Source organism: Gluconacetobacter brunescens (genome assembly GCF_048695475.1).
GTDB lineage: Bacteria > Pseudomonadota > Alphaproteobacteria > Acetobacterales > Acetobacteraceae > Gluconacetobacter.
Genome location: NZ_JBLHEN010000002.1, coordinates 620,826 through 636,264, shown reverse-complemented (window position 1 = coordinate 636,264; position 15,439 = coordinate 620,826). Strand labels below are relative to the sequence as shown.

General features: G+C 57.4%; 11 protein-coding genes, 1 pseudogene and 1 other annotated feature. Of the genes and pseudogenes, 8 read left to right on the top strand and 4 right to left on the bottom strand.

Annotated features, from left to right (window positions below):
- Positions 1-36 precede the first annotated feature (36 nt).
- On the bottom strand, positions 37-384 hold the full coding sequence (tnpB, locus tag ACMAUO_RS15165; RefSeq protein WP_019092242.1) for an IS66 family insertion sequence element accessory protein TnpB: 348 nt from the start codon (positions 382-384) through the stop codon (positions 37-39).
- Between the two features lie 298 nt (positions 385-682).
- On the opposite strand from tnpB, the pseudogene ACMAUO_RS15160 reads away from it, so the two are divergent.
- The 3 genes and pseudogenes from ACMAUO_RS15160 (at position 683) to ACMAUO_RS15150 (ending at position 4,639) form a co-directional block, all read left to right on the top strand.
- Positions 683-1,910: pseudogene (locus ACMAUO_RS15160) on the top strand (IS3 family transposase).
- Positions 964-1,078: a sequence feature (AL1L pseudoknot), on the top strand. Its footprint overlaps the pseudogene before it by 115 nt.
- Before the next feature lie 113 nt (positions 1,911-2,023).
- The gene (locus ACMAUO_RS15155) at positions 2,024-3,463 is read left to right on the top strand and encodes a TonB-dependent receptor (RefSeq protein ID WP_420358283.1); all 1,440 of its coding nucleotides are present in this window, start codon (positions 2,024-2,026) and stop codon (positions 3,461-3,463) included.
- A gap of 225 nt (positions 3,464-3,688) precedes the next feature.
- A complete protein-coding gene (locus ACMAUO_RS15150) occupies positions 3,689-4,639 on the top strand; it encodes a DMT family transporter (protein ID WP_420357782.1) in 951 nt (316 codons plus the stop codon).
- Between the two features lie 105 nt (positions 4,640-4,744).
- Here ACMAUO_RS15150 and ACMAUO_RS15145 read toward each other — a convergent pair whose 3' ends face one another.
- From ACMAUO_RS15145 to ACMAUO_RS15135, 3 genes are all read right to left on the bottom strand, one after another.
- Positions 4,745-6,178, bottom strand: a complete 1,434-nt coding sequence (locus ACMAUO_RS15145) for a carbohydrate porin (RefSeq protein ID WP_420358282.1) — start codon at positions 6,176-6,178, stop codon at positions 4,745-4,747.
- A gap of 300 nt (positions 6,179-6,478) precedes the next feature.
- A complete protein-coding gene (locus ACMAUO_RS15140; protein ID WP_420357781.1) occupies positions 6,479-7,270 on the bottom strand; it encodes an SDR family NAD(P)-dependent oxidoreductase in 792 nt (263 codons plus the stop codon).
- 195 nt (positions 7,271-7,465) lie between these two features.
- Positions 7,466-8,347 (bottom strand): AraC family transcriptional regulator, encoded by an 882-nt coding sequence (locus ACMAUO_RS15135; protein ID WP_420357780.1) that lies wholly within the window; start codon positions 8,345-8,347, stop codon positions 7,466-7,468.
- An 819-nt stretch (positions 8,348-9,166) separates the two neighbouring features.
- On the opposite strand from ACMAUO_RS15135, the gene ACMAUO_RS15130 reads away from it, so the two are divergent.
- The 5 genes from ACMAUO_RS15130 (at position 9,167) to ACMAUO_RS15110 (ending at position 15,128) form a co-directional block, all read left to right on the top strand.
- Positions 9,167-9,760 (top strand): sugar dehydrogenase complex small subunit, encoded by a 594-nt coding sequence (locus ACMAUO_RS15130; RefSeq protein WP_420357779.1) that lies wholly within the window; start codon positions 9,167-9,169, stop codon positions 9,758-9,760.
- A gap of 17 nt (positions 9,761-9,777) precedes the next feature.
- Positions 9,778-11,415, top strand: a complete 1,638-nt coding sequence (locus ACMAUO_RS15125) for a GMC family oxidoreductase (protein WP_420357778.1) — start codon at positions 9,778-9,780, stop codon at positions 11,413-11,415.
- Positions 11,408-12,820 (top strand): c-type cytochrome, encoded by a 1,413-nt coding sequence (locus ACMAUO_RS15120; RefSeq protein ID WP_420357777.1) that lies wholly within the window; start codon positions 11,408-11,410, stop codon positions 12,818-12,820. Before ACMAUO_RS15125 ends, ACMAUO_RS15120 begins: the two co-directional genes overlap by 8 nt.
- Positions 12,821-13,167: 347 nt before the next feature.
- The gene (locus ACMAUO_RS15115) at positions 13,168-13,674 is read left to right on the top strand and encodes a GlcG/HbpS family heme-binding protein (RefSeq protein ID WP_420357776.1); all 507 of its coding nucleotides are present in this window, start codon (positions 13,168-13,170) and stop codon (positions 13,672-13,674) included.
- A 26-nt stretch (positions 13,675-13,700) separates the two neighbouring features.
- A complete protein-coding gene (locus ACMAUO_RS15110) occupies positions 13,701-15,128 on the top strand; it encodes a carbohydrate porin (protein WP_420358281.1) in 1,428 nt (475 codons plus the stop codon).
- The last annotated feature ends 311 nt before the right edge of the window (positions 15,129-15,439 follow it).

Below are 15,439 nucleotides of genomic sequence, written 5' to 3'. Positions count from 1 at the left end.
AGGGTACCAGTATATGCGGACCTGGCGCAGTTTTTATTATCCCGCCAGTTCAGGTCTCCATGTTTTCTGCGGATTGCGCCAATCCACACCCTCCAACAGACAAGTCAATTGTGACGGGGAGAGATGGATCGCTCCGTCCTTTGCCGAAGGCCACAGGAAATGCCCGCGCTCGATCCGCTTCGCATATAAGGAAAGGCCGATCCCATCGTGCCAGATCAGTTTCACCAGGTCGCCGCGTCGGCCCCTGAAGGCATAGACGTCACCCGCGAAAGGGTCACGACCCAGTGCTTCCTGGACCTTCAACGCCAGTCCGGGCATCCCCAAGCGCATATCGGTCACGCCGGCCGCCAGCCATATCCTCAGCGTGGAGGGAAGCGGGATCATGACCGCAGTGCGCCCACAATCTCACGCAGACGATCAGCGGACAGCCCTGTGTCGAACTCCAGCCGCACACCGTCCGGAAAGACCAGGCTGACGGCTCGGCCGGACAGCGTTCCCTGTTCTCTCCGACGCTCCAATGGCTGCGGCTCGGGGGCCGGGGCCACCATGACAGGTATGAACGATGTCCCGCCTTTGGCTTGCGCTTTGGCCCGAGCCTCTCGCCGCCAGCGAAACACCAGACTTGGATGGATTGAAGCGTCCCGGGTTTTCCGGAGGCTCCTATCTGTGAGAAGGAGCTACCATGAACAACATGACCAAGAAGTTTTCGCCTGAGATCCGGGAGCGTGCTGTCCGTATGGTTGGCGAGCATCGCGTCGATTACGGCTCGGAGTGGGCCGCGATGACCTCGATTTCTGCCAAGATCGGCTGCACGGCCGAGACTTTGCGCCGTTGGTGCCGCGAGGAGGCGAGCCGGCGAGCGGGTCCCGCGGCGCAAACCGGGGACGACCGCGTTCGGCTCAAGGAGCTTGAGCGCGAGGTAAAGGAATTGCGGCGGGCCAACGAGATCCTGCGCAAGGCGTCGGCGTATTTTGCGATGGCGGAGCTCGACCGCCACGGGAAATGATGATGGCGTTCATAGACGCCCATCGCGAGGACTTGGGTATCGAGCCGATCTGCCGCGAACTGGCGATCGCCCCGTCTTCCTATCACGAGCATGCCCGACGCCTTGTCGATCCTGGCAGGCGGCCTGCCCGTGCCCGGCGCGATGCCGAACTGAAGGACGAGATCAAGCGGGTGTATGAGGCCAGTTCGAGGCTCTATGGGACTCGCAAAGTCTGGCATCAGATGCGCCGTGAAGGCATTCAGGTGGCCAAGTGCACCGTGGAACGCCTGATGCGCGCTATGGGTTTGGCTGGCATTCGGCGAGGGAAGAAGACGGTCACGACCATCAGCAATCCCAAGGCCTCATGCCCGCTGGACAAGGTGAACCGCGAATTCCGCGTGAGCCGACCGAATGCCCTGTGGGTGGTCGATTTTACCTACGTCCACACGTGGAGCGGCTTCGTCTACGTCGCCTTCGTGATCGACGCCTATGCCCGGCGCATCGTGGGCTGGAAGGTCAGCACCAGCGCCACCGCCGGGTTCGTGCTGGACGCCCTGGAGCAAGCAATCCATGCTCGCAGGCCCGGCCCCGAGGATGGCCTGATCCACCACAGCGACAGGGGCGTTCAATACCTCGCCATGAACTACACCCAACGCCTGGCCGAGGCCAATCTGGTGCCCTCGGTCGGCAGCGTCGGTGATTCCTACGACAACGCCTTGGCCGAGACCATCAACGGCCTCTACAAGGCCGAGGTCATCTGGCGGCAGCGCTCTTGGCCGGGGTATCGGCCGTAGAAATGGCAACGCTGCGCTGGGTCGATTGGTTCAACAACCACCGCCTCTTCGGCCCCATCGGCTATATCCCACCCGCCGAGGCTGAAGCCAACTACTATGCAGCCCTTGAGAACATCGATATGGCTGCGTGACTCAAACCAAACAGCCTCCGGAAAACCCGGGACGCTTCAGATCCCATACTGTGCAGCCACCTCCCTTATGGGGCGCCGGCTCTCGTAGGACGCGATGACCACTCGCGCGCGAAATTCAGGGGCGTGCCAGCGGCGGCGATCCGAAACGATCTCGATCCGCGAGGCGTCCGCCAGCCTGTCTCGATCGCCTGTCTCTCTACCGCTCCTTTGGAGCCTCTCTGCGGTACTACCTGCGACACTCGCAGCTAGTACCGCGTCCCTATCTCTTAAATCGCTCATGCTTCATAGCTGAACCAGACCAGAAATATTCAGCAAGGCGTCAGTCGCCGGGAGCTTACGGCAATGGCGTGGGGCCGGGTACTTACATGGCGCCGCTGTCCTACCAGCAGACAAGCTGGTCGGTGCAGAATGTCGGCTCCATGGTCGCGGATTTCGACACCGGTTTCCTGAAGCATCAGATCGTGGCCGGCTTCGATATCGAGCGCGTCAACGACGTGCGCTCGCAATCGACCTATCTGAAGGCCAAGCCTTACGCCAATCTGGTCAATCCCAACCCGTATGTCGGCAATCTCGACCTCGTTCCGGGCGATGCCAATCCGGGCGGCCTGGTCACGCTGGGCAGCCTGGGCGCCAAGCCGCACAGCAACGGCTATGGATTCGATACCGGGCTGTTCTTCTTCGATCAGATCTGGATTACGAAATGGCTGTCGGCCAAAGGCGGCTTCCGCTGGGACCGCTGGCAGACCAGCTACAATCTGACTGGCGGCAATGTCGCCCGGAACCCCGATATCCACTTCCACAATGTCAGCAGCGTCTTCAATCCGAATGTCAGCCTGGTGCTGACGCCCGGCGAGCACCAGACATACTATTTCACCTGGGCTAACTCGACGACGCCGATGGGCATGTATGTCACGAACGGTTCCGTGCCGATCCGTCCCGGCACCAACTCTTATGCCAGTCCGGAGAAGGCCAATCTGTATGAAGTCGGCGCGAAATACAGCGCCTTCCTTGACCGGATCGGCTTTACGGCATCCCTGTTCCGGCTGGAAAAGGGCAACGCGATGAATGCCGACCCGGTGACGGGCGAAATCCTGGGGAGTTCGGACCGTCAGCGCAACCAGGGGCTGGAACTCTCCGTCGGCGGCATGATCATGCGTGGATGGAATGTCAGTGCCACCTATTCCCTCTATGACAGCGATACGACCAGCTCTCCCACGGCAGCCAATCGTGGCCGGCGGGTGCAGTACGTGCCGCATAATCAGGCGACGCTGTGGTCGGTATATGAGGCATTCCCTAACAAGCCCTACAACATCGCCTTCGGCGGCGGACTGACCTGGCGCCAGCATGTATGGCTGGACGCGGCCAACACGATGCGCGCCCCGGCCAATCTGGATTTCGATGCCGTCCTCGCGCATCACTTCGGCGAGCATTGGAAGATTGCGATGAACGGTTATAATCTTGCCAACAGGCTCAATTACCAGAGCCTGTTCTCCAACCGCGCCACGCCGACGGCCGGCGGCACCTTCATGGGGCAGCTCAGCTTTACCTATTGATTGGCCCTTGCTGGCCGGAAGTTTCTTAGCCGGCCAGCTATGGGCTCAAGTCAAATAAGCGCCTGGTGTCGTCTGAAATGTGAGAGTGATCCCGTCGCGAGATGGCGGGGAGCGGTCAGCCTGAATTACAATGATCGTCTTTCGGGTATCGCTTCCCCCGTCTGGGCATTTGCACCCATCTGGTTCTCTGCCAGACTAACCGCAGGACAGAGGGAGCACATCGCAATGGATTTCAAGGGGCTCTTCTCCGGTATGACCTTGGCTTTCGGCGCCTATGCCCTGTTCTCGATCAGTGATGCGTTCTCCAAACTTCTGGCCGGATCGCTTAACCCGTTCGAGGTCGCGTTCTCCAGCGGCGTCTTCGGCCTGCTGCTGCTGCCCTTCGTTCGCAAGCCGCACGAATCCTATCTGGATGTCTTCCGGCCGCGTCAGCGCGGCACCTGGCTGCTGCGCGCGGCGTGCGTGTTCGTGGCCACCGCCGCCAGCGTCAAGGCCTTCATGCTGCTATCGATGCCCGAAGCCCTTGCGCTGATGTTCCTGATGCCGCTCTTCGTCACCATCCTGTCGGTGACGCTGCTGAAGGAAAAGGTGACGGCCTGGGCCTGGCTGGCGGTCATCCTCGGGTTTATCGGCGTGCTGATCGTGCTACGCCCGGGCGTGCGCCCCCTCAATCTGGGGCATCTCTGCGCCCTGATCGCCGCCTTCGCCAATGCCGGTAGCGTCATCGCCTACCGCCTGTCCAGTGCGGAAACGGTCCGCCTGTCGCTGCTGGGCTCCAGCCTGGTCGGCCCCCTGGTGGGCGACGGCCTGCTGATGGGGCTGAACGCCACATGGCCCGCCACGGCCGAGGCCTGGATCTACCTGTTCGGTTACGGCTTCCTGGCCGCCCTCGGCCAGCTCCTGATGATGCTGGCCACCGCCCAGGCTCCGGCCAACCGCGTCGCCCTGCCGCAATACAGCCAGATGGTCTGGGGCGTAGCGTTCAGCTACCTGCTCTTTCACCAGCCGCTTGATGGCTGGACCTTCGTGGGCATCATCGTCCTCACCCTCTCCGGCCTGCTGAACTGGATCCGTCAGCGTATCCGCTACGAACGCTTGATGATTGAAGAGCGTCTGAAACGTTGGCAACGCCCAAAGCCTCTTCAGAGGGAAGGTGGAGGGTCTCACGCCTCCTGATAAAGATCAAAGGAAGCGCTTGAACGCGAGATCCACTAAATCGCATTCATCGCCCTTGGGGGCCATGGCACCGCCCCGGCTGAAGAAACGGGATCATGATTGCGCTCACAGCACGATGTTGAACTGTAGCGCCATGACGGCCGCATCGTGAATAGTACTGGTAGCCCCCGGGCGTTGAATGAATTGGAAGTCGGGCTGAAGACTTACACAGTTGACAACGTTGATGTTATAGAATGCTTCGTAGACGTTCTCATGTGTCTGCACCCCATAGACAGGCCCCCATGGGTTTGACTGAAATGGCAAACCCAATGCCTGCGACGCCTCCTGTTGAAGCGTCGCACTCCTGCTCATCTGCAGCCATCCATAGCTGATACCGATTGTGTCCAATGGACGTCCCCATGACGCGCCGGTTTCGATGGCGCCGGCCCATAAATGGTGGTTCATGGCCGTCGTATGGCCCGACGTATACATATAGCCGCCGAGAAGTATCAGTCCATTTGTTGCTCCCGGACCATTCCGCATGACCATCTGGTTGGCGATGATCCATGCGCTGCTGCGTCCCGACTGCTTTCGAGCAGGGAGCCCCGTTGCGACCCATGGGTCTCCGTGGATGTCCTCGTACAGATCATTGTAATGCGAGTTGTCATAGCCATAGCCTGCCTTGTAGTGGCCGAGCAGACGATCCTTTCCAAATTCTGGTGTCCAGCCCACCTCAACCGGCGTGGTGAGCTTGCCTAGGCCGTCCTGTGCCCATGACCAGCCGGAAATGCCACCACTATAGGCGTGCGGAGACACTGCAAACAGACCGCCTGTCACATAAGTCCTCAGTGTCGGCCGAATTCGAAGAACGACGCCGAGATTCCCCGAAGGCCAGTCAAGATCGCTCTGCGTGTATTTGCTCGGCGCCGGATTCCCGCAGATCGAGACGTTCATAAAGTTACATTCGAGAATGGTGGATGCGAAGAAGCTGCCGACCGGCAACCATCCCGCACTGATGTCGACACGGTTATGAAAGAATGCACTTTCGCCGTACATGTACACGAGGTGTGCAACGACATTCCCGCGGCTGCCATAGATCTGCTGAACAGCCGCCACATTTCCGATATATTGGGAACTCAGGCTACGACCATGCCCGTTGACTATCATGGTGTGGGTCCAGAAATTCGGCAATCCGATGAACTTCGTCCAGTCGATATCGACCTCGACGCCGACCTGCCCGGCATTGGTCACGCCCTGTCTACGGCCCCCCCGGAAGTTTCCCGCCAACTCTTCGTGGACATCAGCAGCCACATGGATGCCTCGGTTGCGCAGCCATGGTTGCATTCCTTGCCAGTCACCAAAAAAATGGCTGTCGCCATATGGTGCCGAGAAGAATGAGCCGGGATCGTCGATCGATGAACTGCCTGGCTGGTTGAACCGGAGGGATGGCTGAACGCCAGCGCGGTCGGTGGTGGACACGGAACCAGCATCTTGGGCGACTGCGTCACAGGGAGCCTGCGCGATCGCGAACAATACAAGAAATGGACAGATATGACGCATACAATGCACGATAATAATTAATCCTGAAGTTCGAATTGAGGAATGGGGATGCCGGCACCGAGCACCACATGTGATGGTTCTTGCGTGTCGTAGATACCCTCAGCGCTCAGGAGGCTACCGTAGGTATCGCGCGGCTTCTGGATCGTCGACGTGTCCAGTCTTGGACACTGAGCGACCTGCTGCACGCTGCTGGATGGCCTTTCGTGCCAGCCATCTAGGCAGCATGGAGGCACACCCCTCGTTATTCTCCGTTGTCGCGTGAACGGCAGGAGACACTAAGTGCGGACGGATTGAAATCTCCTAGAGAGTTCGGAGCATACCGCCGTCCACGAAATAGGAAGATCCTACACTGTAGGATGCTTTGTCCGAGCAAAGAAACACGAAGAAATTCGCCAACTCCTCGGGCGATCCGAATCGTCCGATAGGGGCATGTTCGTCGGCGACCGACTGGAGATAGGCTTCCCAATCACCTCCGGTATTCTGCGTCAACTCCTTCGCGGTCTTGATCCAGTCTGGCGTGAGGATCAGGCCCGGATTGACGCAGTTGACGCGAATATTGTCTCTTACGAGTTCCGTTGCGAGAACCTTCGAGAACATCATGAGTGCAGACTTCGTCACATTATAGATTGGCTCGTACCAAAGGGGCTGCGCAGCACAGATGGACGCGTTGTGAAGAATAACGCCGCCGCCACGCTGGCGCATGCCGGGCGCCAGGCCTCTTGCCAGCCTCACCGCCGCCATGACGTGCAGATCCCAGTAGAACTGCCACTTTTGATCTGGCGCTTCCATGATGGTTTCGTTGGAACCGGTCCCGGCATTGTTGATCAGGATATCTGCCCCGCCAAACGCGTCCGTTACAACTTTTACCAGTTCGTCCGTCCCGTAAGAGGATGCGATGTCCACGGAAACACTCAAGGTGGGAATGCCATAAGCCTCTGTAAGCTTCTTGGCTGCTTCTTCCATCCTTTCACGTTGCCGAGCGACAAGCACGACGGTCGCACCTTCTTTCGCGAGGCCCTCTGCGATGGCGAGCCCAATTCCCGCGCTGGATCCGGTTACGACTGCAACTTTTCCTTCAAGACCCAATTCCATAATACGATCGTCCTTCTTATTGATTCGAGATCGTCATCTGGCAGATCGATCGGCCACGTAGGTCGCAAAGAAACGCCTGGCTACCAACGATATTGGAACCCTCCATCCTCCCGCCGGCGACAGCGGGCATCCACCGGATACTGAAACGGCGAAATCCAGGCGTTCCGCCGTTTGGTGTGATCTTCCAGGCCACCATCACTTTGACAGTCTCTCAATGCGCGAGGCAGCGGTTCGCGCCATGGCTTTTTGTGCATTCCGGCGATATTGACGTGGCGTAACGCCTTTTTCGGTAAGAAAGTAACGATTGAAGTTTGAGAGATTGGTAAAGCCCGCTTTCTCACCTATGGCCGAGATGGCCTCATCGGTTGTCACGAGGAGATCGCAGGCCCTGCTGAGGCGTAGCCGACGCAGGAACGAGGTGAAGGTGTCTCCCGTTGCACTGCGAAAAAGCCTTGAGAAAGCAGAGGGGGTCATCACAGCACGTCGCGCGATGTCCGACTGCTGGATGTCGCGCAGATCGCTCGCTAACAGGTCGCGGACGATCATCTCCATTTTGTCGGCCTCGACCGCGCCGCCAGGACGCAGATCCGTGGAAGTGCATAGCGTTCGACGAGGGCATCGCGACAGGCCGACAAGCAGCGCGACGAACATCGCGACGCGTGACGCGGGATCCGTTTCCTCCAAGGCTTCCATTTGTGCGCTTAGAGCCTCGGCCTCCATTCCAAGGAACTCGATGCCCTTTGCCGAGTCGTCCAGCAGCTTCGACACCTCGTTCAATTCCGGACACAGCTTGACGAGACCACGCAACCACGAGTCATGCGCTTGAATGACCAGGTCGCGTCCTTGGATAATTTCGTCGGGTTTGAGGTCACTAAACCAATTATGAGGTACGTTGGGCCCGGTCAGGACCAAGCTGCCAGGCTTGAACGTGCCGACAAAGTCGCCGACCATATAAAAGCCCTGGCTGGCGGTAATAAGATGAAGCTCATATTCGGGATGGTAATTCCAGCGGGCGCAGTCCGCCGGGTAGTCATGCCGATGGACGACGAAGCTGGTTGCTGGCGCAGCAGTCACCATCTCGAAAACAGGCGGTGGCCGCTTGTCTAGTATGCGTCCGTTTTGTGGCATGAGGGGGTACTCTGGTTCACTCAACGAGGTCGCGTGGACGCCGAAAGGGCGCTTTCAACGTTTTGCATCAGTATCGTAACGAATCCGCCGGCCTGAGAAGGATGCGCTTCGGGCATGCACCTGCAAAAACCAGCCACCTACGAGCACATAAATGATACTCCCTTGTAAATCTAAAACAATCGCGGTTTCCGAAACGTTTGGACAAAACACCGACCGCAACCCTGACGAGAAGCGGTCATACACACTAATTGAACCCGCATTCCGGGGGACGAATCTAGCCGGAAAATTTTATTTTTATGATACTCTCTTGCTGGGTTGATTCTTCTCCCGGTCAGGAGGCTCGCCGACGTTACATTAACGCGGCTGGCGGCCTCTCCGTTTAAAGTGGACGAATTTATTATTTTTTTTCATGTAGTTGACGCGGAACGTATGCATCTCCCCGTTTGAATGGAAATTCGGCTGTCCGCAGCGCGCACGCGTCAACAGGATGCTGAGGAATACGCATAATACTCCCCTTTTTCACGTCTGCGTGATGGTCAAAAAGGAGTTTACGGCCTCAAGTTATTATAGCTATGGCAACGACCTAGTTGTTGAGCGCCGTTCGGGGAAACCAAAACGCAATTATCGGGTCTGCTATATTCGATTGTCCCACTGTATCCCCCAACGGTTCGCTTTCGTTGATGGCTACGGTGGAGAAATAGCAAGCATCACAAATAATGGCGTGCGTAGACGCGGCGTGTTGAATTTATACGGAGGCTGATTAGTCAAGTGTATAACGGACAAGCGATTTCGTCTGGCAGCGCGAGTTGCGGACAGAAGCAACTTCGTCGGCGTGCATTGCTTGCTGCGGGAGCAAGTCTCCTGGCCGCCGCGTCGCTGCCGCTACCCGCCCGGAGCAGTACTCTCTCGACGACAACGCCGGAAGAGTTGCAGCGTTTCATGACCGTGTCTCTTCGGCTGACGGATCGAGATACCCTTCAACCGCTGATGGGGCGAGCGTTGTTCGATACCTTGCTCGAAGTCAACGCCACTCGTCGCCGTGAAATCGGACAACTGTATGACCTGCTGCAAGCTGGACATTTTGCATCGGCTTCTGAGTTCGCGCATGCTGCGGAACAATCCGACCCGGCATTCAAGGAAACGATCCATGATCTGATGCATGGATGGTATCGCGGTGTGGTTGGGCAGACGGTGGTCGTTTATCGTGCCGCCATCATGTTTGCCCTGACTCAGGACGCTGTTTTCCCAAAGACCTATGCGACTGCGAAGCCGTTTTACTGGACGGAGCGACCGCCTGTCGTCGGGCAGCCGCAAGGGCAGCCAGCGCTGTCGCCTTCTCAATATGTCGCCGAATCTCAGTAAGTGTGAGTTGAGTGTCAATGAATTCGTCAAATAGCCTGTCAGCCGACATCGTAATTGTCGGTTCTGGCGTTGCGGGCGCCAGTATTGCCAATCTACTGGCACGAGCCGGCTTGTCGGTAATCGTACTGGAGGCCGGTCCTCGGGTCGACCGGCAGCATATCCTCGAGAATTTCCGCGCTTCCGAAAACAAGGGCGCTTATCAGTTGCCCTATCCGCCAGTTCCCTGGGCCATGCATCCGCCCGATCAGGGATCGCCGAATGGATATCTGCACACAACCGGTCCCGATGGTGCGGCCTACCAGCAAGGCTACCTTCGTGTCCTGGGCGGCACGACGTGGCACTGGGCGGGCTGTGCATGGCGCTATCTTCCCTCGGATTTCGAAATTCAGTCCCGATATGGAGTCGGCCGCGACTGGGCGATCTCCTATGATGATCTGGAGCCATTCTATTATCAGGCAGAAGTCATGATGGGTGTTTCGGGACCCAACATGGACGTTGACGATTTGGGGTCCCCTCGTTCCCACGATTACCCGATGAAAGAGGTGCCGCTTTCTTATGCGGCTGAGCAGTTCCGCAAGCTCATCCATGAGAAGACACCTTACCGGGTGGTTCACGAGCCTCAGGCGCGCAATACGCGGCCTTATGACAAGCGCCCGACTTGTGAAGGCAACAACAATTGCATGCCGCTCTGCCCGATCGGGGCGATGTATAACGGCATCCATTCTGTCAATCATGCCGAAGCTGCCGGTGCACGCATCATACCGAATGCCGTCGTTTATCGTCTGGAAACCGACGGCAGCAACAAGAAGGTCACCGCAGTTCATTATTATGACCCGGACAAGAACTCCTATCGCGTGACTGGGAAGTATTTTGTTGTCGCGGCACATTGCATAGAGAGCGCCAAGTTGCTTCTGCTCTCCGCTGATGAGAAGAATCCCCGGGGCATCGCCAACAGTTCCGACCAGGTCGGCCGGAACATGATGGATCACACCGGTGTGCAGCTTGCCTTCATGAGCGGCGACGACTCACTTTGGCCAGGACGTGGCCCCCTGCTGACCAGCATCATCGACACATTTCGAGATGGGCCATGGCGGAGCGAGCGTGGTGCATATCTCGTTCATATGGTCGATGACAATCAGGTCGATTTCGCGACAGGTCTGGCGATTGCCAAAGGCTATGTCGGAAAGGAACTGGAAGAGCAGATCCGCTATGGGTCGGCCCACGCCGTCCGGTTGTTCAGCCATAACGAGGGGATTGCCGATCCCAACAACCGTTTGACACTCAGTAAGACACACAAGGACGTCCTTGGTATCCCTCATCCCGAGGTCTATTACAAGTTGCCAGATTATACCGTGAAGAGTTGCGATCATACCAAGGAGCTGTTCAAGGAACTGATGGCCCTTATGCACGGAACTGACCCACAGTGGACACCGGGGTATTTTCCGCAATGCCATCCTGCCGGAAGTACTATCATGGGAAAGGACCCGACGAACTCGGTCGTGGACCATGAGTGTCGTACACATGACCATGAGAACCTGTTCGTAGCCAGTTCCGCGGTCTTTTCATCCGTGGGTACCGGCAATATCACGCTGACCATCGCGGCTTTGGCCCTTCGTGTTGCTGACTCGCTCAAGAGAGAGATGCTCCATGCCTAAGTTTCTCTCTTTCTGGACGGTCGCCCATGCCGCGGTAGCCGTTGCTGGCCTTGCGGGGATTGGTACGGCGTTTGCACAGGGCAAGGATATCTCTGTCTTGGAGCGTGGGGCGAGTCTAGCCACGGCAGGCGATTGCGTTGCCTGCCATACAGCTCCAGGCGGGAAACCGTTTGCTGGCGGTCTCGTCATTTCGTCCCCGATGGGCGGTATTGTCTCTTCCAACATCACGCCGGACCAGGGCACCGGAATCGGCACATATACCGAGGCGGACTTCGCGAAGGCGCTCCGGCAGGGCGTCCGCAAGGACGGTGCTCATCTTTATCCCGCGATGCCATACCCGTCCTATTCCGCCATCACGGACGCGGACATCCATGCCATGTATGAGTATTTCATGCATGGCGTACAGCCCGTGATACAGACGAACCCAAAAACGGCGCTGAATTTTCCGTTCAATATCCGCGCGATGATGATCGGATGGAACCTGTTGTTCAGCGGCCCGCCGCCGGCGACGGGGGATTCCCAGCATATGTCGCAGATCGAGCGGGGGCATTATCTTGCCGACGCGCTTGAACATTGCGGCACCTGCCACACGCCCCGTAATTTCCTGCTGGCCGAACGCGGCGGTGAATATCTCGGCGGGGCCACGCTGGCAGGGTGGTATGCACCAAACATTACGTCCAGTGTCAGGAGCGGCATAGGCGACTGGAGCGAGGACGATCTGGTGCAGTATCTGCGGAGCGGCTCCGTGCCTGGACGTTCGCAGGCCGCAGGTATGATGGGAGAAGCAGTTGAGCATAGCCTCAGCAAGCTCAGCGACGATGACCTGCGCGCGATCGCTGCCTATATCAAGCAGGTCCCCGCGATAGAGAATGGTCCCGGGGACCGCCCCCGCGATCGCTACGGTAGTGCTCAGCCTGTGCTCGACATCCAGAAGCCGAAGTTAGACCGGGAAGACGTACTATTTCCGATGGATGGCAAGCGCACTTATGTGAACAATTGCGCGGCCTGCCACGGCCTCGACGGCGCCGGTGCTGCCGACCATTTCACGCCGTCGCTTTTTTCCAATGCTGTCGTGGGGGCACCCAATCCGGACAACCTGATCATGGCGATCGTGCATGGTGTTGATCGCGATGCAAATGGACAGCATGTGCTGATGCCTGGTTTTGGCCCCGACTCCGATGTCCAGCGCCTGAGCGATACGGAGATTGCCAACCTCGCCAACTATCTGACGAAGACATTTGGAAGCGGCGACCACCACGTGACCGCGGACTACGTGCTTACTGCCCGCAACGGGGGCCCGTTACCCGGTCTTGTCAGAAACCTGCCCTATCTGATTACGGGTGCAGGTGTGGCGGTCCTTGCCCTTGTCGGCGTCTTTGTCGGGTGGCTGCTACGACGCAGGTAGACGAGTTTTCACGTTACTCGTGTCGTCCTGACGGAGGGTGATTTTAACGACCGTGATACACTCAATCTGACCGCAGGTTACGGTGACGGTTACCGCAGGTGTCCAATGAGGAGCGCGACGTACGGGGGTTCCCGTCATCGGTGTCGGAGAGGGTATAAAGAGGAGACACGAAGTGGCTTCTGGAATAAATATTCATTCCATTAGAAATCCATGGCCCGCGATGTCCGCGCGTGGTGCCCGGGAGGCGGCGCCTTCACTTCGTTTCGACTTCATATGTTCCGCTTCCAGATTTATTCCCTCATATTCCGGGAAGCCCGCTTAGACGACGGCGAACGAGGAGCATCTCTATGAACGTTAAGACAAAGGCAGGACTGCTGATCCTGAGCGTTGGCATCGTCACCGCTACGGCCAATGTTTCTCCGGTTGCGGCAAAGGGATCGAGCCTGGATCTCGCGACGTCTCTTGCATTTATCGATCAGGCAAAACGGGCTGCGGACGCAGACCACGCGCATATTGCGATCGCGATCGTCGACGCAGGCGGGAACCTCATATCATTTCAGAAAATGGACGGAACCCAGCTGGGTAGCGTTGAACTGGCAATTCGCAAGGCCAAGACGTCGGTGTCGTTTGCCCGTCCGAGCGCAGACATGGAGCGCGCGCTCAATAGCGGGAATTACATGATCGCGACGTTACCCAATGCCCTTCCGGCGGGCGGAGGATATCCAATCGTCATCAACAATGAACTCGTGGGAGCGCTTGGTCTGAGTGGCGGGGAGGGCGAGACTGATGCGCGCCTCGCACAATCGGCCGTGACAACAATCCTGCGAACCTCAAAACCAAGGGCGCCTGAATGAGCAGCGGACGTCAGACCTCATGGAAAATGCTGACAGGCGTTTTTCTTTGCATGATCGTGAGCTTGACTGCGCTGGATCGCAAGGCGATCGCGCAGAGCGAGACTTCCCAGAGTTTGGCCGAGCCTGAATCTTATAAATCGCGCGCCTTTGCGATGGACGGGGTGGGAAGCTTCGCGGTCGGTCCACTTGTGCCGACACTGAATGGCAATCCCCATCTCTTTGGCGACTGGGGCGGGATACAGCCGTGGCTGACCAAACGCGGCCTTTACTTTAATGTCGCTCTTAATGAAGAGTACATGGCGAATGTCACCGGCGGGCGGACACGTGACAACGTGCTGGCTGGACAGGTTGCTGCCGAGCTGGATATCGATTGGCAACAACTGGCAGGGGTGAAGGGTCTTTGGACTCATCTGCTGGTCATTAACGGTCACGGGAGAAGCTTCAGCAATACTCTCGGTGATTCTGTAACCAATCCGGAGCAGATCTACGGCGCCCGCGGTAACGTGGTGGCCCATCTCGTATCGATGTATGCAGACAAGGCCTTTCTGAACGACCGGATCGTTCTCTCGCTGGGAGATATCCCGACCGGGAGCTTTTTTGCCTTCGATTATATTGCCTGTTCATTTATGAACGTTTCTGTGTGTAGCAATTTCGCGCCAGGGAAATATGTACCGGGCGGAAGGGATTGGCCGTCAGGCAATATCGGCGGCGTGCTGCGCCTCCGTCCGACGGAACAGACCTATATCATGGGCGGTATTTTTGCCGTGTCTCCCCATAACTATAACGGTGGTATTTCGGGCTGGGCGCTCGGACAAAGTGGTCTTGGCAAGATCTCGTCTCAGATCGAGATTGGCTGGATGCCGTCTTTTGGGAAAAACAAGTTACGTGGAAACTATAAAATTGGAGCTTGGTACGATAACTCTCGCTATCCTAATCTCTTTGAAGACATTAACGGCAATTCGTTTCAGGAAACAGGACTTGGCCGCCGCTATCAATCCGGCGTATCGACTGCCTGGTTCATGTTCGACCAGATGCTTGTTCGCAACGGACCTGGTGTGGCGGAAGGCTTGATCGTCCTGGGCGGGGCGGGCTACTCCCAAGGCAATGTTGTCGCGATGCGTGATCATGAGTGGATCGGTCTCGTCGAGACCGGACGCCCTTGGCATCGAAGCGGCGACCAGATCGGGGCCATGTTCCAGCATATGGATATGAGCCGTACGGTAAGTCTTCAGCAGGAATCATCTCTCGCTCTCGGTCAACCCTTTCTTTCGAATCAGTGGGGACCGGTCTGGGGAGTGCAGAACTGGGAAAACGTCTATGAGGCTTTCTACAGTATGCATATCATGCGTGCGACAACGCTTCAGGCCGACTTTCAGTATCTTCAACGGCCCGGTGCCACAACGACTTTCAAGGATGCTGCCGTTATCGGCGGACAATTTACGACCAATTTCTGACATGAGCTAATTGGAAAAATGAACAGGGTGTCCTTTCGAGCTGCAGGGCCGCTGCATAGGGCTTAGGCACTTCTTCATGATTTCATTCTTCAGCGGTCTTTCGTCGACGATCGGTGCGATTTGGTAGCACAATTGATCGTCGGCGCAAGAACTGGCAGGTGCCGGATATTCTGCTATCCGGTGGGTAATTTTATTTTCTCCTTATCAGAACATATTATTTGAGTTTCGGACTGGCTCAGTCGCGATGACGACACTGTTATTGGCGCACGGCGGCTTATTCCAATACCTTAAACTGATCCAATATCGGAAGT

Coding starts and splice junctions, on each gene's coding strand:
- ACMAUO_RS15145 (WP_420358282.1), bottom strand. CDS start 6,178: ATGCGTCATATCTGTCCATTTCTTGTATTGTTCGCGATCGCGCAGGCT.
- ACMAUO_RS15120 (WP_420357777.1), top strand. CDS start 11,408: ATGCCTAAGTTTCTCTCTTTCTGGACGGTCGCCCATGCCGCGGTAGCC.
- ACMAUO_RS15125 (WP_420357778.1), top strand. CDS start 9,778: ATGAATTCGTCAAATAGCCTGTCAGCCGACATCGTAATTGTCGGTTCT.
- tnpB (WP_019092242.1), bottom strand. CDS start 384: ATGATCCCGCTTCCCTCCACGCTGAGGATATGGCTGGCGGCCGGCGTG.
- ACMAUO_RS15115 (WP_420357776.1), top strand. CDS start 13,168: ATGAACGTTAAGACAAAGGCAGGACTGCTGATCCTGAGCGTTGGCATC.
- ACMAUO_RS15110 (WP_420358281.1), top strand. CDS start 13,701: ATGCTGACAGGCGTTTTTCTTTGCATGATCGTGAGCTTGACTGCGCTG.
- ACMAUO_RS15150 (WP_420357782.1), top strand. CDS start 3,689: ATGGATTTCAAGGGGCTCTTCTCCGGTATGACCTTGGCTTTCGGCGCC.
- ACMAUO_RS15135 (WP_420357780.1), bottom strand. CDS start 8,347: ATGGTGACTGCTGCGCCAGCAACCAGCTTCGTCGTCCATCGGCATGAC.
- ACMAUO_RS15140 (WP_420357781.1), bottom strand. CDS start 7,270: ATGGAATTGGGTCTTGAAGGAAAAGTTGCAGTCGTAACCGGATCCAGC.